Raw genomic sequence first — 22,224 nt, 5'->3', positions numbered from 1 at the left:
CATCTGGGGCGGCCGGGTGCCTGGGCGGCTTACTGCTTGCCTGCTGCCCGCTCTATTTATGGGCGCGGGGCCAGCAGGGAATAGACGGCCGTATCCAGGAAGTTGCCCCGGAAGTGGTAAATCTCCCGGAAGTAGCCCTCCCGCACGAAGCCCTGCTTTTCCAGCAGCCGAATGGAAGCCGCGTTATCCGGGGCTACCTGGGCTTCTAGGCTGTGCAGGCCCAGCGGCCCAAAGCTGTAGGCAACCACGGCCGCCAGAGCTTCGGCCATCAGACCCTGCCGGGCGTGGGCCGGGTGCAGGCCGTAGCCCACCTCGGCCCGGTAGTTTTCGGGCTGTAGGTGCCACAAGCAAATGGTGCCCAGCAGCTCGGTCTGCCCTCGGCGGCTGATGGCCCAGGTTACGCCTTCGTTGTCGGCCCAGATTTTATCCAGCAGGCGCAGGTGCTGCTGGGCCTGCGCCAGGGTCGTTTCTTTCTCCCGCGGGATGTAGCGCAGAAATTCCTCGTCGGAGCGGAAGAACAGCATGGCCGGCGCGTCGTCGGGGGTGAGCTGGCGCAGCGTGAGCCGCGGGGTGTGCAGCACCGGGAAGGGAGTCAGCTGAATGGTCAGCATCACACCTGGGGGCTAGGGGCGGGCGCCTGGGTGGCGGCCAGTAGCGTTTCGGCCATGGGCTTCAGGTCCGGAGTATCCATAAAGCCGTCGGCCACGGTGAGTACCGAAAACAGGTAGCGCTGCAGCTCCCGGGCATCGGGGCGGGGGTGGCGCAGGGCCGCTTGCACCAGGTGCAGCGACAAATCGGCCAGCACGAGCTTTTTTCGTTCCCAAATATCGGTTTCGGCCGCGGCGGCCTGCTCGGTAAGCGCGTGGGCCTGGTGCGCTAAGTGAAGAATCTGCTCGGTCATGGCAATGCCTGAAACAAGGTGCAAATTGAGTTACTGACTGATTTGGGCCGGCGTCACGGCCCGCTCGAAGCGCAGGCGGCCGTCGGCTTCCAGGCCCAGCAGCTCGAAGCCGTTGCGGCGCAGTACTTCCTCCGCCTCCGGGTTGTGGGGCTGGGTGTGGGCCACAAGGCGCTGCACCATCTCCGTTTGCTCGGCCTGCTGCACCAGGCCCGCGACCAGCTCGGTGGCCAGGCCCTGGCGGCGCCACTCAGCGGCTACCGAGTAGTTTATTTCGGCCGTGCCCGCCGCGTCGGGCGGACCCAGAAAACCACCCGCGCCCACCAGTGTGGTGGGGGTGGTGTCGGTGGCTTTGCGCAGAGCATACCAGCCGTACCAGCCGGCCGCCGTGCGCCCGCCCGCCGTGAGCTGCTCCAGAAAGTAGCGCATGGTGGCTACATCGTAGTTGCCGGGCGGCCAGTCGGCGGGCAGGGCGGCACCGAGCAGAACGGGAAAGTAGCGGGGCTTGTCGAGCTCGGCCGTGAGCAGGGCGCGGCTGGCGGCAATAAGCGTGAGGCGGGGCGTGTGGGTGATAAGCGGAATCATAGCGGGCTATACGGCTTTGGGAAGGCAACCAAACAAATATAGCGGGCTTCGGTGTAGTCGGAACGAGTCTGGCCGGCCGCCACATGAGCGGGCAGCCCACCAAAAGCCGGGCCGCCTGCTCATGTGGCGGCCCAGCAACTTTCGTTGGGCTATTGTAGTCCGGCCGATGGACCTATCTTGGGGCTTCCCTTTCTTCTGCCCTCCCTATGAACGAGCACCTAGCCGTCCTCACCACCTATTTCGACCTAGTCGGTTCATTCGCTACCGACCCGGCCGACTACGCCGCCGTGCTGCACCCCGATGTGGTCCAGACCGAATACCCCAATGCGCTCTACAAAACCCTGCAGCGCCGCTCGTTCAGCGAAATTCTCGATAACCTGCGGGCAGGCCGGGAACTGCTGCACGGCCAGCAGTTCAGCGTCCGCAATACCCAGGTAAGCTCCGACGGCAGTATTCTGGTCGAAGGCTTCTGGCAGGCCACTACCACCAGTGATATTGGCCCCCTGCAGCGCGGGCAGCGCGTAGCCGCCGAGCTGTGCCTGATTTTCGAGTTCAAGGACGGCCTCATTTACCGGCAGCGCCGCTACCCCTGCTTCGAGCCGGTCTAAGCCAATGGTGCAGCATTCCTCAGCCTATCCGGCCGGCAGCAGCCCGGCCAAGCGGGGGCGCAGCTGGGCCGGCGTGAGGCCTTCCAGCGTGAGCAAGGCCGCGTACGGGTCGCCGGGCAGGCGCAGGAGTTGGGCAAAGGCAGGCTCGGTTTTCAGGCCGCTGTGCTTGAGCTGCCGCACGGCCCGACGCCAGGCCTCGCCGCCCGCTTCCAATATGGCCTGCTCTACGGCTAAGTGGCGCACTGCCTGCTGCCGGGCCGTGGGCTGGGGCTGGCCAAATACCTCCCAGGCAAAGCCCTCGGCCCGGAAGCCGCACACAATGGTCGGTAGGTCCTGAAACACGCGGTGAGTGAGCCGGAAGTCGGGTCGGTGCGCGTAGTGCCGGCGCAGGAGCTGCTCGCAGGCGGGCAGGGCCGGCTCGGGCACTTCGCAGATAACGTCTAGGTCACTTGCCGGCAAATCCACCGCCAGCGGAATGGTGCCCGCCAGTACCGGCGCGTACGCCTGCAGTGTGGTCCAGATGCCCAGGCGGGTAATGGCCGCCACAGCCTGCCGCTGCCGGGCAGTACCGTGTTCCAGATAGGATAGATGAGGCCAGTGGGACATACGAGCAGCCGATAAGCGGATTTATTCCGATTCGCACCCCAAAGGTAAGGCCCGAACCGGCCCGCAACAGCAGCCAAAGCACTCTGCCTGCCGCCGCGAGCATATGGACGGCAGGACGGCACAAAACCGGACGCCCTGCCTAGGTCCGGACACAATTGGGCGGGGCAGTGCTGTCCGATAACGGGCCAAACAGTGGTTGTAGAAGGATTTATGCACTTGGCACAGCGCTTGGCTTCTTACGGCCAGCGGGAGGGCGGCAGTGTTCAAAAACGCACAGTGCCGGTTCCCGCGGCCCCGTTGTTCCACTCTCTTTCCGCTTACTGCTATGAAACACGCTCCTATCTGCGCCGCCCTGGCTGCCGCCGCCCGGCTGGCCGCTCGTCCTGTAGTGCTGGCCGGCCTGCTGGCCCTGGCCGCCACCTCGCCGGCCCACGCCCAGCAAAGCCCCACCGTTGCCCTCACCAGCCCCGACGCCGAAAGCCTCCGGGTGCGCATCGCCAGCCCGGCCCCGCTGCCCGGCCGGGTGCAGGTTATCAGCCTAAGCAGCGGGCAGGTGCTGTTCGACGAAGCCTATGCCGCTCCGGTCTACCAGCACCGCTTCTGCTTCCGCAACCTGCCCACCGGCCGCTACGCGCTGCTGCTGAACGCCGCGGGCACCCAGTACCGCTACACCCTGCACATGGCCGCTGGCGCCGCGGGGCTGGCCCTCACGGTGCGTACCCTGAAAGCCCGCGGGCCCCAGCTGCTGCTGGCCGCGGCCCGGTAGCGGCTGGGCACATCAGCTCCAGCCTCGAACAGGAGTAAAGCAACAGCCACCGGGCTTGGCCCACAGGCAAACCCGGTGGCTGTTGAAGGGTATAATGTGGGGCGGACGGCCGGGCAGCAAGGATTTTCTTCGTATACTGCCCCGGTAGCCGAGACGGGCTTTGCCGGTGGAGGGCGGCGGAACACCTTTTTGTGCCGGCACACCCCCGCGACAAAAGGCCTCCGCCGAAATTAGGCTATACTTGTTGACCCATCTTTTACCGTCGCTTTACGCCGTTACATGTACCAATTCGCCCGTTTATGCCTGTTTAGTATGCTGCTCACTGGCACCACGCTCACTACCTCCTGTAGCGACGACGACGTACAGGCCCCGGCTCCCGTCGAGAAGGCCACCCTGCGAGGGGTAGTCAGTCCGGCGGGCTCGGTATCGATGGTGACGGCCACCGCCGCTGATGGCGCCCAACGGACGGCTATGCCAACGGCCGGCAGCTACTCATTGCCGAACCTGGCCCCCGGCTCCTACACGCTGACCTTCACGCCGGCTGCCGACTACCTGACTCCGGCCCCCGTTGCCGTGACCGTGGCCTCGGCCGATGTGCAGGCGCCGCTGGTGACAGCTGCTCTCGTGCCGTCCGTATTCGCCTACACCCTGGACGGAGTGGCCCTGACGCCGCCCCAGGGCAGCGCTATGGTGCTGTCAACCCGTACGGAAATATCCTTTCGGAACGGGGACGCGCAGAACGTAACCATCTACCTGAGCGGCCCCCTGGAAGTCGGGAAACGCACCCTGACCAGCGCCACCTACCGGGCTACCTTCCTGGGTGCCGATGGCGTGACCTACACCTCCCAGCAGGGCCTGAGCCCAGCCGTGACTACCAGCGGCGTCCTGGAAATCAAGGATGTGAACCTGCAGACGCGCCGGGCCTCGGGCACCTATTCGTTTGTGGCGGTCCGGATCGGGGGCCTCAACGGACCGGTGTCGCGCACCGTTTCCAACGGCTCGTTCAGCGGTCTGCCCTTCTAGCCCCCTGACAGACTGTAACCCCGCTCCATCCTGCGGCACAGCGAAGCCCGCGTTACCTGGTAGCGTGGGCTTCGCTGTGTAGTGAGGTGTAGTGTACAAACAGGGCCGGAGGATAGAAGAAATAGGGGCCGCCGACGTTTCTACCGGCGTTTGTACAGGCGCATCACATTGCCGTACGGGTCTTCAAATACCAGGCTGTCCGGCGTGAGCTTGCGCAGGCGGCAGGGGTAAGGGCCGTCGACCTGCGTAATATTCAGGGTGGTGGCCGAAACGGTGTAGCGCAGCGGCCGGTCCAGGAACTCCACGTAGGTCAGGTGGTTGCCCCGGACGAAGAACAAGGCGTTGTCCTCAGTATTCTCGGCCCAGATACCCTGTAGCAGGATTTTGGGCGTGGGGGCGGAACCGGGCCGGGGCGCCGCCGTCTGGGCCGGCGCGTGGGTGGCACTGAGCAGCACCAGTAGCAGGCCGCCGAAGTGTTTGGGTAGCATCATCGGTATCGTAAACATAGTCGTCGTAGCAGCTGGCTAGATACATAAACGGCCGCACAACCGTGCGAAAACGGTTTTCATAGGCTGCCTGCCCCGCGTGCCAGCCGCGGGGTAGTATTTCGACTGGTTGTATCTTTGCCCGGCAATGCCTAATTCCCGCGTCCCCCGGCTTTACTTCGAGAATACCGCCGCCCGCCTGCTCCAGGATCCGAACGGCTTCCTGCGGGTGCGCTGGAGCGCCAACACGCGCCGGCTGGAGGAAACCCAGGCCGTATTCACCCACATGCGCCTGGCCCTAGGCCGCTTCAACTGGAGCCGCATTCTGGTCGACCAGCGCGTGATGCCGCCCTTCACGGCCGCCGAGCAGCAGTGGATAGCCCAGCACTGGCTGCCGCTGGCCGTGCAGGAAGGCGGCTACCGCCACGGCGCCGTGGTCGTGTCGGCGGAGGTGATGGTGCGGCTGGCTACCTCCTACATTACCACCCAGGTGCTGGGTCTGCCGCTGGTCTACCGCTCCTTCGAGGCCGAAGCGGAAGCCGTGCAGTGGCTGCTGAGCCAGCCCGTTGCCCCCGCGGCGTAGGGCAGGGCCGGGCTGGCCAATGCGCGTGTGGCCTGCCTACGGGCGGCCGTTGGCGCCGTCAGCAGCGGTGTTGCCCCGAAACAGCATGATGTCCTTGTCGAACATGTAAATCCCGCTCTTGTCGTCGCCGACCAGCTCCAGCTTGTCGTTCAGGGTGCGGGCCAGGGCTTCCTCTTCCAGCTGCTCCGACACGTACCACTGCAGGAAGTTGTGGGTGGCAAAGTCGCGCTCCTGCAACGTGAGGCCCACCAGCTCGTTTATGCTTTCCGACACGGCTATTTCGTGCTTCAGAAAGTCCTCGAACACGCGCTTCAGGGACTGAAATGTAACCACCGGCTGGGGCAGGGCCGGCACCAGGGCAAAACCGCCCCGCTCGTTCACGTAGCGAATCAGCTTGAGCATGTGCACCCGCTCCTCGTCGCTTTGCTGGTAGAAGAAGTTGGTCACCCCGTCCAGGCCCGGCTGAATCTCGGCCCACGACGCCATAGCCAGGTAGGCCTGCGACGACTGGGCTTCCATGAAGATTTGCTTGTTAAGCGCGTTTTGAACGAGTTGGGGCAGCATAGCAGGTCGGAAGTAGGGTTGGAGTGAGCGGGTAATTTACAGGTTTGCGCCCAACCGGCTGTGAATACGACGGAAGGCCCACCAAAGCCAGTAGCGCGAACTGTGTAGTTCGCGTGCCCGCGCCGTAAGGTCGTTCTGGCCCGCGAACTACACAGCCCGCGCTACTATAACCGCCCCGGGCCAGCGCGGCGCTTAGCGGATGGCTTTGTTGAAAAAGGCAACGACGCTGGCATTCATGCCCCGGTGAAAGGCTTTTCGATCAAACTGCCCCTGGTCGGTGCACAGCAGCGGCGGCGCCAACGGGCCGCAGGGAGCCAGAAACGAGAAATGCCCGGCCCCCGGCACCGAATGGAATTCGGCCGCCGCTCCCAGAGCCTCCCGAACCCGCTTGGTATTGGTGGCATAGGAAACCACGGTGTCCTGCTCGCCGCTCCATAGCTGCACCGGCACCCGCACGGCAGTAAGCGCCCCGGGGCCCAGCGTGAAGCTTAGCCCGGGGGCGGCTACCACGGCGGCCTTGATTCTTGGGTCGGACACGTAGCTGTTGCCCTTCTTCGCCTGCTCGGGGTCCAGCAGGGGGGAATTGCCGGCCCGCAACAACGCACAGATGGCCTCGGGCGTCTCGGCGCAGTGCTTAGCAATCAGGCGCAGGTCAGGCTGGGCCCCGGCGGCCGTCAGGACGGTAAGGCCGCCGGCGGAGAAGCCAAAGGCTCCGATGCGGGCGGGGTTGAGCTGGGCGTGCCCCGGCCAGCGCTGGAGCATATAGTCGATGGTGGCATGCAGCTGCCGGGTGCGCCCGCCAAGCCAGGCGACCGTCCCGGCGGCGCTTTGGTCCATGTAGTTGTCGCCGCTGTGCATGGGGGCCGCCACGATATAGCCTGCACTAGCCAGGGCCAGGGCCAGGTCGGCGTGGCTGCCGGGGCCACCGGAATTGCCGTGCGAAAACACCACGAGGGGCAAGCCGCGGCCCGCTACGGGTGCGTCGGCGGCCACGTCCATCAGGCTCAGGCCCAGCCACGTCGTGGGCCAAGTCCGGGCCTGGGTCGGGTACCAGATGCCCACCGCGAAAGGCTGCCCGCTCGCATCAGTGGCCTGGGCCCGCTGAAACCCGACCGGCCGCTCCGGGCGCAGCGCCGCCCCCACCATGACTGCCCCGAACCCAACGGCCAGAATGAGCACAACCAGCAGTAGCCGACGAATCCATTTCATTGTTCCTTGCAGTAATGGGGCGAGAGTGGAGAGTCTGAATATTCAGTAAATGTATTATTTAATCCCGCACGTCGGGGGTAGTGCCCCCCCCGGTAAAACGACTGCGCCGCCCGGATTTCTCCAGGCGGCGCGAAGTGAAGTGAAATGGAGCGGCACCGATTGATTTTTGGCCCACCAAAGCCATTAGCGCGAACTGTGTAGTTCGCGTGCCCCGCGCCGTATGGTCGTGCAGGCACGCGAACTACACAGTTCGCGCTACTAACATGCTCAAGCCAGGTAGCGCTACAACCCCCTAATAGCTCTCCTTCTGAAACCCAAACTCCCGCAGCTTGGCCTCAAACGTATCCGGGAACTGGGCCTTGATGTGGTGAATCAGGGCGCGCAGGGCCTTGCGCAGCTGCTCTTCGCCCTGGTCCTTGCTGCTCACCTTGCCGCTGCGCTGCCCGCTGGCTTCGGTGCTTTGGGCTACCAGCTGCTTGTACTCCGCTACCAGGGGCTCCCAGTGGGCGGTGCCGTACTTGTTCTTGTCGAATTTATGCGCCTTGAGGGCCAGCAGCAGCTTGTCCAGGGCCTTTACCCGCTCGTTGCGGGTTCGGGGCAACCGGTAGGCCTTGCCCAGCTTCTCGATGCCAAACTCGCCGTAGTAAGCGGTTTTGTCGTCTTTGGCTTCCGCCAGATAGCCTTTCACGTAGGTCAGGCTCTTATCCAATAGCGCATCCAGCGCCTTTAGGCGTTTGGCTTGCGGGGTGCGGGCATCACCGGCCGCATCGGCCTCGTCGCGGCTCTCGGCGAAGCTGGCCGCCTGGGCGGCGAAGTCGGTTTTGGTGAGCCAGAGCAGCGCCGGCAGCTCCGAGCCTTGCCACGCTTTGGCAGCATTAGTGGCTACCTCCGCCAGGGCAATGGCATTGGTGGGTAGTTGGCTGGCCCGGCGCACGGACTTAGCCGTTTTAGCCGGCGTAGCAGCCGGCTCAATAGGATTACTGGACATGGATAAAGGAGTTAAAGGATACAACTTCAGGAATATACCGTTCTGCTTGTACACTAGCAAGTAGTTGCGGAGCCCGAAAACAACTGTTTCGAAGCCCCGCACCAGTTGCAGCGGGCAAAAACAAATGTTTCTGAGCTCCGCAACTCGTACACTGCCTTCCAACAAATGTTGCCGAGCCCCGCAACTGGTGCGGAGCCTTAAAACAAAAGTTTCCAAGCCCCGCGACAGTTGCGGAGCTTGGAAACTTTTGTTTGGGTCGAGTGAGGAATTTCTACCGGCAGTATGTTTGTAAGCTTTCCACACCACTATCCCATTTCAGAGCCATGCAGGGCTACAAGCTATACCTAGATGATATCCGGACGCCGAAAGGAGAAGGCTGGCAAGTCGTAAGGAGCTTCGATGAGTTCGTAGCGACTATCAACCAGCGAGGCCTACCCCAGGAAATCTCCTTCGACCATGACTTAGGCTGGGACGACGAGCATGATTGCGAGATGAAAAGCGGCTACGACTGCGCGAAGTGGCTGGTCGAAAATGATCTGGTGATAGAAAACTTCAATGTTCACTCGGCCAACCCGGTAGGGGCCGAGAACATCAAGCGCCTCCTGCAAAACTTCCTGAAGTTTAAGAAAGGCTTGCAGTGAGCCCCTCTTGGCAGTCGCTCGGCTATGCCGAGTGACGACTACGCTCTGAGCAGCTCTGCTGCGAATCCGCCCGCTTCGTAGGCCCGGCCGGCGCGGGACACTCGCGGCACAGCCGCTCCGGCGTAAGCGTCACTCGGCACAGCCGAGCGACTGCGAGAGGGAGACACCCTTAGATGTATTTAAAATAAAAAGCCCCTACTAGTTGAATAATAGGGGCTTTTTACCTAGAGGCTAACTCACTTGTTAAGTTGCTTATTAGCTTTTTTCAGTTGCTTTTGCACCTCACCTAGTTTACGTTCGACAGGAAGGTCTTCAGGGTACATACCGGTATTGTCTCGGACCATGTCCCTCACACCTTTACCAACGCTACGGTGGACAAGGCAAGCATTGTTTTCACCCTTGACGTTGTTCATTTTAAGCCTATCCTCTGTCAGGGTGATTCGAAATAAGTTAGCCGCCAATTCTGTACGCCCCATATGGTCTAGCAGAGTACCGTTAACCACACCTTTTTTTGCTGAAACCTGCTTTATACCCATGTTATAAAGACCTCGGTAACCAGCATCATTGAAAATTGCAAAATTTGTTACTCCAGAGGCTGCAGCTGCAGCATTGAGTGACTTGTTGCCGTCGGTAATCTCTGCACGAGCTATGATTCGCTCAACATCGTTCTTGCCTTCCAGAATAAGGTCGAACTGTTCTGCTTGTTGCGCAAAGTATACTTGAGCTCTTGCAACTTGTTGCTTTTTACTATCGCCGTTCATCACGACCATATAGCAAGCAAAACGCGTGAGTTTAAAATCGTCTACAACGTTACCGTCTACTACTCGCTTCGTCTTAGAGAACTCATCCGAGCAGTCGATATTAGCAGACAAGCACGCTCCCATCGCTCTGCGAATGGTTTTAGCAAATGACGTCATGTCGTTATAACCTAACATTTGTGCAAGGTCACTTGCCCACCAGGTTTTAGCGGCGTCTGTCGCTTCTCCCACGATAGTAAAATCGTCGAAAGAAGGTATTGAAGCAGGATTTTGATTCATGTTCTTGAGTAGTGGTGCCTCTTCAACAAAAACCAATTTAGCTAAGTTTATCGGAACTGACATCTTTTTGCAGCTAAAATTTGTAGCAGTTTGTTGAGAGATTTTTACGACCCGCAGGCCTCGCAGGCGTCGGGGTTATCCAGGGAGCAGGCCATGTCCGAGGCGTTCTGGGCCGATACGTTCAGGGGCTCCAGGGTTTCGGCGGCTTGCTTCTGCACCGTGAACTTGATGGCGTCGGCGGCGGCTTTGGTGCGCAGGTAGTACATGCCGGTTTTCAGGCCCTTCTTCCAGCTGTGGAAGTGCATGCTGGTCAGCTTGCCGAAGTTCACGTTCATCACGTGCAGGTTCAGGCTCTGGCTCTGGCAGATGTAGGCGCCCCGGTCGGCCGACATATCAATGATGCGGCGCTGGGAAATCTCCCACACCGTCTTATACAGGTCCTTGATGTGCTGGGGAATCCGGTCGATGTTCTGCACCGAGCCGTTGGCGGCAATGATTTCGTTCTTCATCTGCTCGTTCCAGATGCCGAGCTTCACCAGGTCCTTCAGCAGGTGCTTGTTCACCACCATGAACTCGCCGCTGAGCACGCGCCGCACGTAGATGTTGGAGGTGTAGGGCTCAAACGACTCGTTGTTGCCCAGGATCTGCGCGGTCGAGGCGGTCGGCATGGGGGCCACCAGCAGGGAGTTGCGCACGCCGTGCTCTACTACCTGAGCCCGCAGCGTTTCCCAGTCCCAGCGGCCACTCTCGGGCGTCACGCCCCAGAGGTCGAACTGGAACTTACCCTGGCTCAGGGGCGAGCCGGGGAAGGTTTCGTAGGCGCCGTCCTTCTTGGCCAAATCCATGGAGGCCGTCATGGCCGCGAAGTAGATGGTCTCGAAGATGTCCTTGTTCAGGCCCGTGGCTTCGTCGCTCTCGAAGGGCATGCGCAGGGCAATGAAGGTATCGGCCAGACCCTGCACGCCGAGGCCGATGGGGCGGTGGCGCAGGTTCGAGCGTTCGGCTTCCACTACGGGGTAGTAGTTGATGTCGATTACCTTGTTCAGATTCTTGGTGGCGTGGTAGGTCACGTCGTACAGCTTCTGGTGGTCGAACACCAGGTGGCCGCCTTCTTCCTTCAGGAAGCGGGGCAGGGCCAAGGAAGCCAGGTTGCAGACCGCAATTTCGTTCTCGTCGGTGTACTCCATAATCTCGGTGCACAGGTTCGACGACTTGATGGTGCCCAGGTTCTGCTGGTTGCTCTTGCTGTTAGCAGCATCCTTGAAGAGCATGTAGGGCGTACCGGTCTCGGTCTGGCTTTCCAGGATGGCAAACCACAGGTCCTGCGCCTTCACGGTGCGGCGGCCGCGGCCTTCCTTCTCGTACTTGTGGTAGAGCTTCTCGAACTCGGGGCCCCAGGTGTCGCCCAGGCCGGGGCACTCGTTGGGGCACATCAGCGTCCAGTCGCCGTTTTCCTCTACCCGCTTCATGAACAAGTCGGGCGTCCAGAGGGCGTAGAACAGGTCACGGGCGCGGTTTTCCTCCTTGCCGTGGTTCTTCTTCAGATCCAGGAAGTCGAAGATATCGGCGTGCCAGGGCTCAATGTAGATGGCGAAGGCGCCTTTGCGCTTCCCACCGCCCTGGTCCACGTAGCGGGCCGTGTCGTTGAAGACCTTCAGCATCGGGATGATGCCGTTGCTAGTGCCATTCGTACCCTTGATGTAGGAGCCCGTGGCGCGCACGTTGTGAATGCTCAGGCCGATACCGCCGGCCGACTGCGAAATCTGGGCGCAGTTCTTCAGCGTGTCGTAGATGCCCGTGATGGAGTCGTCCTTCATCGTGAGCAGGAAGCAGGAGCTGAGCTGGGGCTTGGGCGAGCCGGCGTTGAACAAGGTTGGGGTAGCGTGGGTAAACCAGCGCTCCGACATCAGCTCGTAGGTTTCGATGGCCGACTCGATGTCGTGCTTGTGAATACCGATGGCCACGCGCATGAGCATGTGCTGGGGCCGCTCGATTACCTTGCCGTCCACGCGCAGCAGGTAGCTGCGCTCCAGGGTTTTGAAGCCGAAGTAGTCGTACGAGTAGTCGCGGTCATAGATAATGGCCGAGTCCAGAGTAGCGGCGTGCTTGTGGATGATTTCCCACACGTCCTTGGCGATGAGCGAGGCATTCTCGCCGGTCTTGGGGTCCTCGTAGGTATAGAGGCGCTTCATGGTGCTCGAAAACGACTTCGAGGTCACCTTGTGCAGGTTGCTCACGGCAATGCGCGCGGCCAGGATGGCGTAGTCGGGGTGCTTGGTGGTGAGCGAAGCGGCGGTTTCGGCCGCCAGGTTGTCGAGCTCCACCGTGGTGACGCCGTCGTAGATGCCATCGATGACCTTCTTGGCCACCTCAATCGGGGAGACGAAGTTCTGGTTGAGCCCGTAGCAGAGCTTCTCGATGCGTGCCGTGACTTTGTCGAATTTCACGGATTCGCGGCGGCCGTCGCGTTTGATTACCAGCATAAGCGTGCGAGGTTGTATTGGATGGATGTAGAGAAAACACCACGCCGTGAAAGGGCGGGGACTACGTGCAGAAGGAAGGCAAGCCGGGTGCTAAACCGGCGTTCCTGATGCGGAAGTTATCGGCTTCCGGTGGGTAGGACAAACCTAAAGTTTAGAAGTTTTCCACATTAGGCTAAAGCAGTGCTGTTCAGGCCCTTTTTCGGGATTAGGCAGCTGCTATATAGCGGCGAAATGAGCCCGGAAATAGGGTTGGGATTTTGCCGCAAATTTGATAGTGTGGGGTAGGAGGGCCAAAGTTAGAGAAGCCAGTTCCCCTCCTTTTTTCAAGGAGGGGTTAGGGGTGGTTACTTGTTGAACAACTTTTTTAATGCTGGTTCCTGCTGTTTTGTTGATAGCTCTAGCTTTCTAGCCCCAATAAACCACCCCGCCCTTCGGGCACTCACGCCGCTTGATGCGCGGAATTTGAAAAAGGAGGGGACCCTGACTAGCTTTTCTAGCCCAGCATAACCTCAGCATAAAAAGTAAAAGCCTGTGAGGTGAGTCACAGGCTTTTGCTTTTCGGTAATGGCGTTGCTTAAAAGTCCTCGTCGAGGGAGAAGGCGTTTTCGGTCCGCTCACTCATCACGCCAGCCTTCTGGTATTCGGCCACGCGCTTCTCGAAGAAGTTGGTTTTGCCCTGCAGCGAAATCATTTCCATGAAGTCGAAGGGGTTGGTAGCGTTGTAGATCTTACTGTAGCCCAGGCTCTGCAGGAGGCGGTCGGCCACAAACTCGATGTACTGGGCCATGCTCTTGGCGTTCATGCCAATCAGGTTCACGGGCAGGGCATCGGTCACGAACTCCTGCTCGATCTGCACCGCGTCGCGGATAATGCTGTGCACGCGCTCCTCGCTCAGCTTGTTTTGCAGGTAGCTGTAGAGCAGGCAGGCGAAGTCGCAGTGCAGGCCTTCGTCGCGCGAAATCAGCTCGTTGGAGAAAGTCAGGCCGGGCATCAGGCCGCGCTTCTTAAGCCAGAAGATCGAGCAGAACGAGCCCGAGAAGAAGATGCCTTCCACGGCGGCAAAGGCAATGATGCGCTCGGCAAAGTTCTCGGAGTTAATCCACTTCAGCGCCCACTCGCCCTTCTTCTTCACGCAGGGCACGGTTTCGAGGGCGTTGAAGAGGCGGTCCTTCTCCTGCGGGTTCTTGATGTAAGTATCAATCAGCAGGGAGTAGGTCTCCGAGTGAATGTTTTCCATCATGATCTGGAAGCCGTAGAAGCAGCGGGCTTCGGGCATCTGCACCTCCTGCATGAAGTTGACGGCCAGGTTCTCGTTCACGATGCCATCGGAGGCAGCGAAGAAGGCCAGCACGTGCGAAATGAAGTGCTTCTCGTTGTCGTTGAGGTTTTCCCAGTCTTTCTGATCCTGGGACAGGTCAATTTCTTCGGCCGTCCAGAAGGAGGCTTCGGCCTTCTTGTACATCTGCCACACATCATCATTCTGGATGGGGAAGAGCACAAAGCGGTTGGGGTTCTCGACGAGCAAAGGTTCCATAGCGGGGAAGTGAGGCGTGGAAAAGACTTCGGATAAAACCTGAATAAGGCAGGAAGAACAGCTTGCCAACCCTGGGCCGAGAAGAAATGTTTAGCCGATTTTTGGGTCGGCTTAGCCGGGTCGAAGCACCAAATATAAACTCCGCGGCAGGCTCATTCACGTTTTTTCTCCGCTAATTTTTCTGTATGACCCAAAGATTTCCACAGAAGGCTGCGGGGTGAAAATCGGGCTGAAACCAGGCAAATCAGCCGATTTTGGGAAAGTTATCCACATTTTGCCTGTGGACAATCTGATTTATCCACAAATTTGCTATGCGTGTACCCGCTCAGGCGTTCCTTAAGGGACTATTACCGGGCCCGTGGGAGAGGGAGCAAGCCTACGAAGCCGACCCGACTGAATGATGATTAGTGAGTTAGGTTTGGTTTTGTGAAATCGTACTTGTACTTTTGCCTTCCAATTTTCAGAAAACGCGAAGACGCCGATGTACGCAATTGTCAACATAGCCGGGAAGCAGACCAAGGTCGAAGCCAATAAATTTGTATACGCTCACCGACTGGCTGGCAACGTCGGCGATACGGTAGAGCTGGGCAAAGCCCTGCTGACCGACAGCGACGGGACCATCACCATTGGTGCCCCCACGCTGGACGTAACCGTAACGGGCACCATCCTGTCGCACGTACAGGGCGACAAGGTGCTGGTATTCAAGAAGAAGCGCCGCAAGGGCTACAAGAAGCTGAACGGTCACCGTCAGCAGTTCACCAAAGTAATGATCAACAGCATCGGCTAATTAGGGCTTAGTTGTTAGTGCCTGGAGGCTGGGGTATCCCAGGTTCGTTCGGCTCTAACACGACTTTCTAAGCACTGATAACCAAGCACTAAGTACTAATACAATGGCACACAAGAAAGGCGTAGGTAGCTCCAACAACGGCCGCGAATCTCATTCTAAGCGTCTCGGCGTGAAGATCTTCGGCGGTCAAGATATCATTGCTGGTAACATCATCGTGCGTCAGCGCGGCACCAAGCACCACCCCGGCCAGAACGTGGGTATCGGCAAGGACCACACGCTTTTCGCTATGGTTGACGGCACGGTTCAGTTCCGCAAAGGCCGCAAAGACCGTTCGTTCGTAACGGTAGTTCCGGTTTCGGAAGTAGCTGAGGCTGCTGCGTAACTAACTGCTGAACAGCTCTCCGGAGTTGATCTGACGTAGAAAAGGGATAGTCCTGCCGGGCTATCCCTTTTTGCGTTGCCGTGTTTTTTCGAGAGGTGGCTACGATAGTTGGTAGAGTACCGGCTTGCTCGGGCTGGCGTCCAGCTCCAAGCTGGTTACCTGCAGATTCAGCAAGTACAGGCCGTCGGCTACCGTATCCGGCACGAAGATCAACTCGGTAATGGTGCAGTGGGTGCGCGTTTGCTCCGGATATTGCCAGAAGGCGTGGTGGGCCAGCAGCTCGCCATTGTCTTCCTCCCGGTCGACGCTGGGCAGATCGAGCAGGAGGTGCTCGATGTTCTGGGTCACGAGGTAATGGGCCAGGGCCGGTTCGATATACGTTGGGTTGGTGCCCGAATACTGCCGCTGCTGCTTGGCTTCGTCATTGGGCAAGGTGCGCAGTACTACCGCTTCTGGAGCAACAGCCGCCGCTTCGAGCAGCGGCTGCACGTCGGCCAGTAGTACTACCAGGTCGCCGTTGGGCTGGGGGCGCGGCGCGACTGATACCAACTGAGCCAGGAACAGGAAGCGGCGCAGGCAGCGGTTGAGCGTAGCGGTGGGCTCAGGGCTGATGTGACCGTAGCACTCGGTGTGAGTACCATTGCCGTGGGGCGTCAGGTGCACGCGCTGGTAGTTGGTGCTGCCGCCCAGCGCCACACTGCCCACGAAGCTGCCCACCCGAATCGTATCGAACTGCACCGGCTCGGCCCAGAAGCAGTTCACCTGATTGGGGCCCGGAGCCAGGGGCAGGGAAATATCCAGCGGGGCTGCGGGGTCGAAGGAATACGTGCGCCCGTGGTGCGGGTAGGTAGCAAGCATGGGGTGAAGGAAAAAGCGCCCGGAAGAGAATGTCAGTCTTCGGCGGGTAGCGTGTTCAGGATGCGGCTTATTTCGGGGGCGTGGCTGAGCACCATAAAGTGGGTGCCGCCCGGAATCAGATGGTCGACGGGCGCGGGACCGGGTGGAAACACCCGGTCGTGGGAGCCCAGAATCTGAATGCTGCGGCCCGCATTGGTACTATCCCAGTGCAGAAGCCGGTCGATGGCCCAGCGGGTATACGCCTGGTCCATGTCCCGCAGAATCTGTTTGAAGATCTGGTACTCCTCGCCGTTCCGGACTCCGAAATACCACTGTCCGGCCCTAGGAAACAGCTTCAGCCACTGCGGTGGAAACAGTTTGTAGACCCCGGTACCGCGAATAACGCGCAGGAGCAGCGGCAGGGAATCCGCGTCGGGGATGCTGGACACCAGCACGGCCCGGGCTTTGGGGCGCAGACGGGCAATTTCCAGGGCTGCTACTCCGCCAAACGACACGCCTACGACCAGGCAGGGCTGCTCGGGCGGAATGGCTGCGGCCATGCGAGCCACGTAATGCGGCAGCGTTTCGTCGGCTTCGGGCGTCGGCCACGCCATAACGTGCGCCTCGCCGTCGAGCAAGGGCAGCAGGTTTTTAAAGACCCGCTCGTCGGCGCCCAGGCCGGGAATCAGATAGAAAACGCGCGCGGAAGCAGCAGGTACAGGCACGGAAAACCAGAGTAGGTGAAGACAGAGAATCAGCCATTTCACGGCTCAAGGCGCATGAATACTCCTTCCAGGTAGAAGATATTATGCGGCATGCTGTCTTCGTCTTCCTCGGGCTCGTCGGCGGGGTAGGTGCAGGAAAGCTTCATGGCCACGCCATCCAGAGGTACGGGCGGGGAGTCTTCGTGGGTGTATTCGAGCAGGCAGGGCCAGTCGGTAACGGTGGCCAGCGCGTCGGCTACCTGTTCCTGCAGGGCTTCGGCCCGCGGCCCGGCCAGGCGCAGCAGCAGGTCGAGGGAAGGGAACTGCAGGCCCAGGTGGAAAAAGTGGATGTCGTCATCAAAAAACGTGGTGGCCCACACCGTCACGTCGTCGGTGTTATCAAAGACAATAGCGGTAATCTGGATTTGCTCGACAAAAAAGTCGGTGTCATCCACGAGAGCATCAACGAGGCGTTTCATCTTCTGAACATACGTAAATCCGGCGCACGGATTAAGCCCGGAAAGCAGATTTCGCGGATTTCAACGGAGTTGGCCTTACTCGTTCTGGCAAGCCGCTAACAGGAAAGGAGTTATCGCCGGGCTGCTTCAACCGGCTGTGATGGCAGTTACGCCTCAGGCTCCAGAAACAGCTCCAGCGTAATCTGGTCGGCCAGCAGCTTGCCCCGGTCCGTCAGCACGAGCCGGGGGCCGCGCACGGTCGCCCAGCCATTGTGCTCCAGCTCCCGCAGGTAGGCAGCCCGGCTGGCGCGCAGGTCGGTGCCTAGGGTGTGGTGCAGATAGTCCAGGTCGCAGCCGCGGCTGGTGCGCAACGAGGTCATCAGGTACTCGTTGGCGCGGTCGGTGGGCGAGAGGGTTTCGACGGTAGCCGGCACCTCGCCCCGTTCCAGCACGCTGCTCACGTACTGCGGGTTGTTGGCCACCGCGTACTGCCGGCTGTAGCCATTAAAGGAGTGGGCGCTGGGGCCCAGGCCCAGGTAGGGCACGCCGCGCCAGTAGTTGGCATTGTGGCGTGACTCGCGGCCGGGGCGGCAGAAGTTGCTGATTTCATACTGCTCGTAGCCCTGGGCGGGCAGCGCGGCCAGCAGCATTTCAAACTGCCGGGCCACGAAGTCGTCGGGCGGGGCCGTGAAGCTGCCTTTCCGTAGGCGGCGGCCAAACACCGTGTCGGGCTCGATAGTGAGGGCGTAGCAGGAGAGGTGGGGCACGTTCAGGGCAAACGCCTGAGCCATATCCTGTTCCCAGAGGCCGTGGTCGGGCGCCGGCACGCCGTAAATCAGGTCCACGGATAAGTTCTCGAAGCCCGCTGCCTGGGCCGCCCGTACGGCCGAGGTCGACTCAGTGGCCGAATGAGCCCGGTTCATCATCCGCAGGTGGGGTTCGTGGAAGCTTTGCAGGCCGATACTCAGGCGGTTGACGGGCGAAGCGGCCAACTCCCGCAGCTTGGCCGGCGTGAGGTCGTCGGGGTTGGCCTCCAGCGTTATTTCGGCGGTAGCAGCCACCGGAAAATGGCGGTAGATGGCGCTGAAAATCGTGTCCAGCTCCGCCTCCGTCAGCAAAGACGGGGTGCCGCCGCCGAAGTAGATGGTTTCGAGCGTAGCTCCCGTGCCCAGATAGTCGCGCCGGATTTCCAGCTCCCGCACCAACGCGTCGACCAGCTGGTTTTTCAGGCCCATGGAGGTGCTGAAGTGGAAGTCGCAGTAGTGGCAAGCCTGCTTGCAGAACGGAATGTGGAGGTAGATGCCAGCCATGAAAAAGGGAAAGCGCGGCCGAAAATGGCCCTGCGTAACGTCGGAAAACAGCAGCGGCCCGGTGGTTCGTTCACTGCCGCGGCGGCAAACAGGTCCGGCCGCGTATTTTCGGGAAATTAAAAGCGCGTTTTCGCGTTTGTGTTTCCAAATGTACGCCCGCGTCCTCGTTTTCCTGCTGCTCTGCGGCGGCCTGCTCACCGGGCCGTGGGCTTCGGCGTGGGCCCAAACCCCGACGCTGCCCGTACCCAACCAGCCGGCCCTGCAAACCCCGCCGCTGCCGCCCCCGGCTGCCCGGCCCGACTCCAGCCTGACGCGCAAAGCCCAGCGCACCGCCGACCGTAAGGTTATCCGGCTCGAAACCGAAGCCGCCGACCAGGCCCTGCTGCGCCGCTACCGCTACCGCACCACCGTACCCGATTCGCTGGCGGCCTTTCGGGAAGTGCGCGATGTAGTGCTGGCGCTGCAGGCCGATGCCTACCTGACGGCCTCGGCCGACGGCATGCGCTGGGCCCACGACACCTTATATGTGCAGCTCTACGTGGGCGAGAAATTCCGGTGGGCCCGCCTGCGCAACGGCAACCTCGGCGATGGGCTGATGATGCGGGCCGGCTACCGGGAGCGGCTGTTTAATGGCAAGCCCTTCGAGCCCAATGAGTGGGCCCGGCTGCAACAGAACCTCCTGAACGAAGCCGAAAACCAGGGCTACCCGTTTGCCGCCGTCCGCCTCGACTCCCTGGAGCTGCGCGGCGGCGACATCACCGGCCGCGTGGTGCTCGATAGGGGCCGCGTGGTACTGTTCGATTCCATTCAGATTGTGGGCAAGACTAAAACCAAAAAGCGGTTTCTGACTAAGTATCTGCAGATCTTTCCCAACCAGCCCTACAACCAGCAGCGCGTGGATGCTGCGGCCCGCCTGCTGCGCCAGCTGCCGTATTTGCAGGTGAAAGCCGACCCCGAGGTCCGCTTTGCCCAGGGCCGAGCCCGCATCTATCTGCTGCTCGAAGACCGGCCCTCCAACCAGTTCGATGCCATTGTGGGCGTACTGCCCAACTCCACACCGGGGCCGGGCCAGAAAAAGGTGCAGCTCACCGGCGACGTAACCATCAACCTGCGCAACCTGAGCGGGGGGGGTAAGCAGATTGGCCTGCAGTGGCGCAAGCTCGATGCCCTGTCGCAGCTGCTCGATGCGCACTATGTACACCCTAATTTCTTCGGCACTCCGCTGGAACTGGGCGGCACGTTCAACCTCTACAAGCAGTCCAACTCGTTTCTGACGCTGCAGCCGCGCCTGCAGGTCACGTACCCCACGGTGCGGGCCGGGCGCATCAGCTTTTTCACCGAGCGCCGCAGCTCTCGCCTGCTGGCCGATACGGCCAACTCGCTCAAGGACCTCACGGTGCTGCCCGAGAATATTGACTCCCAGTACAACTCCTACGGCCTCGACTACAACTGGAACAGCCTCGACGATTTGCTGTTTCCGCGGCGCGGGCTGCTGGCGGCCGTGCAGGGCGCGGTGGGTACCAAGAACATTACCAAAAACTCCGACCTGAACGACACGCTCTACAGCCGCGTGCCGCTGCGCACCACCCAAATCACGCTGGGGCTGCGCATGGAGTACTATTACCGCATCGGGCGGGGTGGGGTGCTGCTCACGCGCCTGCGGGGCGAGTCACTGGTAAACGAGCGGCTGTTTCTCAACGACATGTTCCGCATCGGGGGCCTGGCTACGCTGCGGGGCTTCAATGAATACGCGTTTTATGCCAATACCTACGGCGTGGGCACCGTGGAGTACCGGCAGTTCACCGGCGCCGACTCCTACGTCTTCGTCTTTGCCGACCAGGGCTACCTGCGGCGCGACCTGCAAAATGACCGGACCCACGACACGCCCACGGGCCTGGGTGCCGGCCTGAGCTTCCGCACCGGTGCCGGCCTGTTTCAGTTCGTGTACTCCGTGGGCCGCTCCGATAACCAGAAAATGTCGTTGAGCAATTCCAAGATTCACTTCGGTATCACCAGCCGCTTCTAGGGCCGAGTTGTGCCGACGCAGTACAAAAAAGGCTGCCCCGATTCCGGGGCAGCCTTTCTGTTTGCATGATGGTAGCTAAGTGAGTCAGCTACTTCAGGGCGTTTTTCAACTCGCCGGCTGCCAGAGCCTGCGCTTCTTTGGCCTGGGGTACCACGGCACCCATGCCGAAGAACTCGTGCGTTACGTTGTCATAGTTCTGGTATTTCACCGCCACGCCGGCCGCCTGCAGCTTGTCGGCGTAGGCTTTGCCCTCACTCATCAGCGGATCGATGCCGGCCGTAATGACGGTGGCCGGCGCCAGGCCTTTCACGTCCGGGGCCTTCACCAGCGAAATCAGGGGGCTGTCGCCATCGGCCGGGGTACGCAGGTAGTGCTTGAAAAACCAGCCCATGAAGGGCTTGCTCAGGGGCTTGGCCTGGGCGTTGTGCTGATACGAAGGCGTATTCATGCTGTAGTCGGCAATGGGGTATACCAACAGTTGGTGCTTGGGCTGCATCACACCTTTGTCGCGGGCCATCATGCACACGGCGGCGGCTAGGTTGCCGCCAGCACTTTCCCCGGCTACGGCCACGCGCTTGGAGTCGCCTTTAATAGAAGCCGCGTTTTTCAGCACCCACTGGTAGGCCGCGAAAGAATCGTTGTGCGCGGTCGGGAACTTGTGCTCGGGAGCCTGCCGGTACGCCACCGATACGAAAATAGCGTTAGTCTGCTCGGCCAGGGCCCGCACCGAGGGGTCGTAGGTATCGAGGTTGGCAATTACCCAGCCGCCGCCGTGGTAATACACCACCACCGGCAGTGGGCCCGTGGCCCCTTTGGGCACATAGATGCGCGCTTTTACGCCCGGGGCAACCTCCCGGCTCATGGTGTCCAGAGGCGAAGGCGGCACGGGAATGCTAAAATCCTTCATGACGGCCATGGTAGCATCGGTGGCCGAAGGAGCCTTGCGTACCTGAGCTGGCGTCAGGGTTTCAGGCGGAGTGGGGCCTTGCAGGCTGGCCAGCTTCTCGATTATGGTCTGCATTTCCGGGGCAATATTCGGGGCCCAGGCCGGGGCCGCACCGGCGGGCTTCACTGGCTTGGAGGCCGCGGCGGTGGCGGCAGTAGTTTCGGTGGTGGTAGTAGTTTCGGTGGCTTGCTCGCTGGCGGAGCCACCGCAGGAAGCAAGGCCCAACGAGGCAGTAAACAGAGCTGCGGCCAGCCACGCGGGATGAGCGGCGAAGAAGGAAAGTGTCATAAGTGTGGTTGTTAGAAGGAGGCAGGAGTGCCCCATCTGTACGCCCTGTTCAGCTTAAGGGTTGAATAATTGCCGGTTTGAATAGGATAGTACGCTGGCACTACAGTCGCGCTGACCAGCCGGCATGACCGAAATAAAAAATTATTGTGCCTGATAATCAGGGTGGAGAGCAGTTGGCAGGTCATGATATGAGCTTACATGCAGCATTTGTGAAAAACCCTCGTACATTTGCATCACCAAACAGTGCGGGGTGGAGCAGTTGGTAGCTCGTTGGGCTCATAACCCAAAGGTCACAGGTTCGAGTCCTGTCCCCGCTACCTAAAAGGGCGTTTCCAATCTGGAAACGCCCTTTTCTTTTGCCCACAGTATACTCCTGACTCCTATTCACGCCTGCTGCACGAATGGCAGCACCGGGCGCCGGGAATAGGTATGTGCGTTTGGTGGCTTGCAGGCACTGACGGGATTTCCCGAAAAAG

At 60.6% G+C, this 22,224-nt stretch carries 24 protein-coding genes and 1 tRNA gene; 9 read left to right on the top strand and 16 right to left on the bottom strand.

From position 1 onward, the window contains the following. Positions 1-56: 56 nt before the first annotated feature. Genes LGH70_RS13250 through LGH70_RS13240 form a run of 3 tightly spaced genes read right to left on the bottom strand, consistent with a single transcriptional unit; the run spans position 57 to position 1,483 of the window. Positions 57-611 carry a GNAT family N-acetyltransferase gene (locus LGH70_RS13250; protein WP_226186593.1) on the bottom strand — a complete coding sequence of 185 codons (555 nt, stop codon included), beginning with the start codon at positions 609-611 and terminating at the stop codon, positions 57-59. Next, complete coding sequence (locus tag LGH70_RS13245; protein WP_226186377.1) at positions 611-925, bottom strand: hypothetical protein; 315 nt, start codon at positions 923-925, stop codon at positions 611-613. The genes LGH70_RS13250 and LGH70_RS13245 overlap by 1 nt, the downstream gene beginning before the upstream one ends. 6 nt (positions 926-931) lie before the next feature. Beyond that, on the bottom strand, positions 932-1,483 hold the full coding sequence (locus LGH70_RS13240; RefSeq protein WP_226186375.1) for a GNAT family N-acetyltransferase: 552 nt from the start codon (positions 1,481-1,483) through the stop codon (positions 932-934). Positions 1,484-1,689: 206 nt separating this feature from the next. Here LGH70_RS13240 and LGH70_RS13235 point away from each other — a divergent pair, with 206 nt between their 5' ends. Then, on the top strand, positions 1,690-2,091 hold the full coding sequence (locus LGH70_RS13235; RefSeq protein ID WP_226186372.1) for a nuclear transport factor 2 family protein: 402 nt from the start codon (positions 1,690-1,692) through the stop codon (positions 2,089-2,091). Between the two features lie 24 nt (positions 2,092-2,115). On the opposite strand, the gene LGH70_RS13230 is transcribed toward LGH70_RS13235, so the two are convergent. Further along, a complete protein-coding gene (locus LGH70_RS13230; RefSeq protein ID WP_226186370.1) occupies positions 2,116-2,697 on the bottom strand; it encodes a DUF4269 domain-containing protein in 582 nt (193 codons plus the stop codon). 325 nt (positions 2,698-3,022) lie between these two features. Here LGH70_RS13230 and LGH70_RS13225 point away from each other — a divergent pair, with 325 nt between their 5' ends. Together LGH70_RS13225 and LGH70_RS13220 are read left to right on the top strand one after the other, a co-directional pair. Further along, positions 3,023-3,463 carry a hypothetical protein gene (locus LGH70_RS13225; protein WP_226186368.1) on the top strand — a complete coding sequence of 147 codons (441 nt, stop codon included), beginning with the start codon at positions 3,023-3,025 and terminating at the stop codon, positions 3,461-3,463. Between the two features lie 312 nt (positions 3,464-3,775). Next, the gene (locus tag LGH70_RS13220) at positions 3,776-4,486 is read left to right on the top strand and encodes a hypothetical protein (RefSeq protein ID WP_226186366.1); all 711 of its coding nucleotides are present in this window, start codon (positions 3,776-3,778) and stop codon (positions 4,484-4,486) included. Positions 4,487-4,626: 140 nt separating this feature from the next. Here LGH70_RS13220 and LGH70_RS13215 read toward each other — a convergent pair whose 3' ends face one another. Beyond that, positions 4,627-4,977 carry a hypothetical protein gene (locus tag LGH70_RS13215; RefSeq protein ID WP_226186363.1) on the bottom strand — a complete coding sequence of 117 codons (351 nt, stop codon included), beginning with the start codon at positions 4,975-4,977 and terminating at the stop codon, positions 4,627-4,629. Between the two features lie 142 nt (positions 4,978-5,119). Here LGH70_RS13215 and LGH70_RS13210 point away from each other — a divergent pair, with 142 nt between their 5' ends. Further along, positions 5,120-5,554: a hypothetical protein gene (locus LGH70_RS13210; RefSeq protein WP_226186360.1), complete on the top strand. Its 435-nt coding sequence runs from the start codon at positions 5,120-5,122 to the stop codon at positions 5,552-5,554. A gap of 36 nt (positions 5,555-5,590) precedes the next feature. On the opposite strand, the gene LGH70_RS13205 is transcribed toward LGH70_RS13210, so the two are convergent. From LGH70_RS13205 to LGH70_RS13195, 3 genes are all read right to left on the bottom strand, one after another. After that, positions 5,591-6,118, bottom strand: a complete 528-nt coding sequence (locus LGH70_RS13205) for a ferritin (RefSeq protein ID WP_226186356.1) — start codon at positions 6,116-6,118, stop codon at positions 5,591-5,593. 192 nt (positions 6,119-6,310) lie between these two features. Continuing rightward, entirely contained in the window at positions 6,311-7,327 is a 1,017-nt protein-coding gene (locus LGH70_RS13200) for an alpha/beta hydrolase family protein (protein ID WP_226186353.1), read from the bottom strand. A 292-nt stretch (positions 7,328-7,619) separates the two neighbouring features. Continuing rightward, positions 7,620-8,315 carry a hypothetical protein gene (locus LGH70_RS13195; protein WP_226186351.1) on the bottom strand — a complete coding sequence of 232 codons (696 nt, stop codon included), beginning with the start codon at positions 8,313-8,315 and terminating at the stop codon, positions 7,620-7,622. Positions 8,316-8,638: 323 nt separating this feature from the next. On the opposite strand from LGH70_RS13195, the gene LGH70_RS13190 reads away from it, so the two are divergent. Then, complete coding sequence (locus LGH70_RS13190; RefSeq protein WP_226186348.1) at positions 8,639-8,956, top strand: cyclic-phosphate processing receiver domain-containing protein; 318 nt, start codon at positions 8,639-8,641, stop codon at positions 8,954-8,956. A gap of 236 nt (positions 8,957-9,192) precedes the next feature. On the opposite strand, the gene LGH70_RS13185 is transcribed toward LGH70_RS13190, so the two are convergent. The 3 genes from LGH70_RS13185 to LGH70_RS13175 form a co-directional block, all read right to left on the bottom strand. Next, entirely contained in the window at positions 9,193-10,056 is an 864-nt protein-coding gene (locus tag LGH70_RS13185; RefSeq protein WP_226186345.1) for a BRO family protein, read from the bottom strand. A 41-nt stretch (positions 10,057-10,097) separates the two neighbouring features. Continuing rightward, on the bottom strand, positions 10,098-12,476 hold the full coding sequence (locus LGH70_RS13180) for a ribonucleoside-diphosphate reductase subunit alpha (RefSeq protein ID WP_226186342.1): 2,379 nt from the start codon (positions 12,474-12,476) through the stop codon (positions 10,098-10,100). Between the two features lie 574 nt (positions 12,477-13,050). Further along, on the bottom strand, positions 13,051-14,010 hold the full coding sequence (locus tag LGH70_RS13175) for a ribonucleoside-diphosphate reductase small subunit (RefSeq protein ID WP_226186338.1): 960 nt from the start codon (positions 14,008-14,010) through the stop codon (positions 13,051-13,053). Between the two features lie 481 nt (positions 14,011-14,491). On the opposite strand from LGH70_RS13175, the gene rplU reads away from it, so the two are divergent. Both rplU and rpmA read left to right on the top strand, forming a co-directional pair. Next, on the top strand, positions 14,492-14,797 hold the full coding sequence (gene rplU / locus LGH70_RS13170) for a 50S ribosomal protein L21 (RefSeq protein ID WP_226186335.1): 306 nt from the start codon (positions 14,492-14,494) through the stop codon (positions 14,795-14,797). Positions 14,798-14,900: 103 nt separating this feature from the next. After that, positions 14,901-15,179, top strand: a complete 279-nt coding sequence (gene rpmA / locus LGH70_RS13165; protein WP_135463841.1) for a 50S ribosomal protein L27 — start codon at positions 14,901-14,903, stop codon at positions 15,177-15,179. Between the two features lie 99 nt (positions 15,180-15,278). Here the strand turns inward: rpmA and LGH70_RS13160 are convergent, their stop codons facing one another. The 4 genes from LGH70_RS13160 to hemW form a co-directional block, all read right to left on the bottom strand. After that, the gene (locus LGH70_RS13160; RefSeq protein ID WP_226186332.1) at positions 15,279-16,037 is read right to left on the bottom strand and encodes a cyclase family protein; all 759 of its coding nucleotides are present in this window, start codon (positions 16,035-16,037) and stop codon (positions 15,279-15,281) included. 32 nt (positions 16,038-16,069) lie between these two features. Continuing rightward, positions 16,070-16,741: an alpha/beta fold hydrolase gene (locus LGH70_RS13155; protein ID WP_226186329.1), complete on the bottom strand. Its 672-nt coding sequence runs from the start codon at positions 16,739-16,741 to the stop codon at positions 16,070-16,072. 38 nt (positions 16,742-16,779) lie between these two features. Continuing rightward, entirely contained in the window at positions 16,780-17,199 is a 420-nt protein-coding gene (locus LGH70_RS13150; protein WP_226186327.1) for a hypothetical protein, read from the bottom strand. 146 nt (positions 17,200-17,345) lie between these two features. After that, complete coding sequence (gene hemW, locus LGH70_RS13145; protein ID WP_226186325.1) at positions 17,346-18,488, bottom strand: radical SAM family heme chaperone HemW; 1,143 nt, start codon at positions 18,486-18,488, stop codon at positions 17,346-17,348. A gap of 148 nt (positions 18,489-18,636) precedes the next feature. Here hemW and LGH70_RS13140 point away from each other — a divergent pair, with 148 nt between their 5' ends. Then, entirely contained in the window at positions 18,637-20,514 is a 1,878-nt protein-coding gene (locus LGH70_RS13140; protein WP_226186323.1) for a BamA/TamA family outer membrane protein, read from the top strand. An 88-nt stretch (positions 20,515-20,602) separates the two neighbouring features. On the opposite strand, the gene LGH70_RS13135 is transcribed toward LGH70_RS13140, so the two are convergent. Continuing rightward, entirely contained in the window at positions 20,603-21,748 is a 1,146-nt protein-coding gene (locus LGH70_RS13135; protein WP_226186321.1) for an alpha/beta hydrolase, read from the bottom strand. A gap of 244 nt (positions 21,749-21,992) precedes the next feature. Between LGH70_RS13135 and LGH70_RS13130 the strand changes: the two genes are divergently transcribed. Further along, positions 21,993-22,065, top strand: a tRNA-Met gene (locus tag LGH70_RS13130). The last annotated feature ends 159 nt before the right edge of the window (positions 22,066-22,224 follow it).

Origin of the sequence: Hymenobacter nitidus (genome assembly GCF_020447315.1) — a bacterium.
Taxonomy (GTDB): Bacteria; Bacteroidota; Bacteroidia; order Cytophagales; family Hymenobacteraceae; genus Hymenobacter; species Hymenobacter nitidus.
The sequence above is the reverse complement of the archived record's forward strand: the minus strand, read 5'-3'. Positions and strand labels throughout refer to the sequence as shown.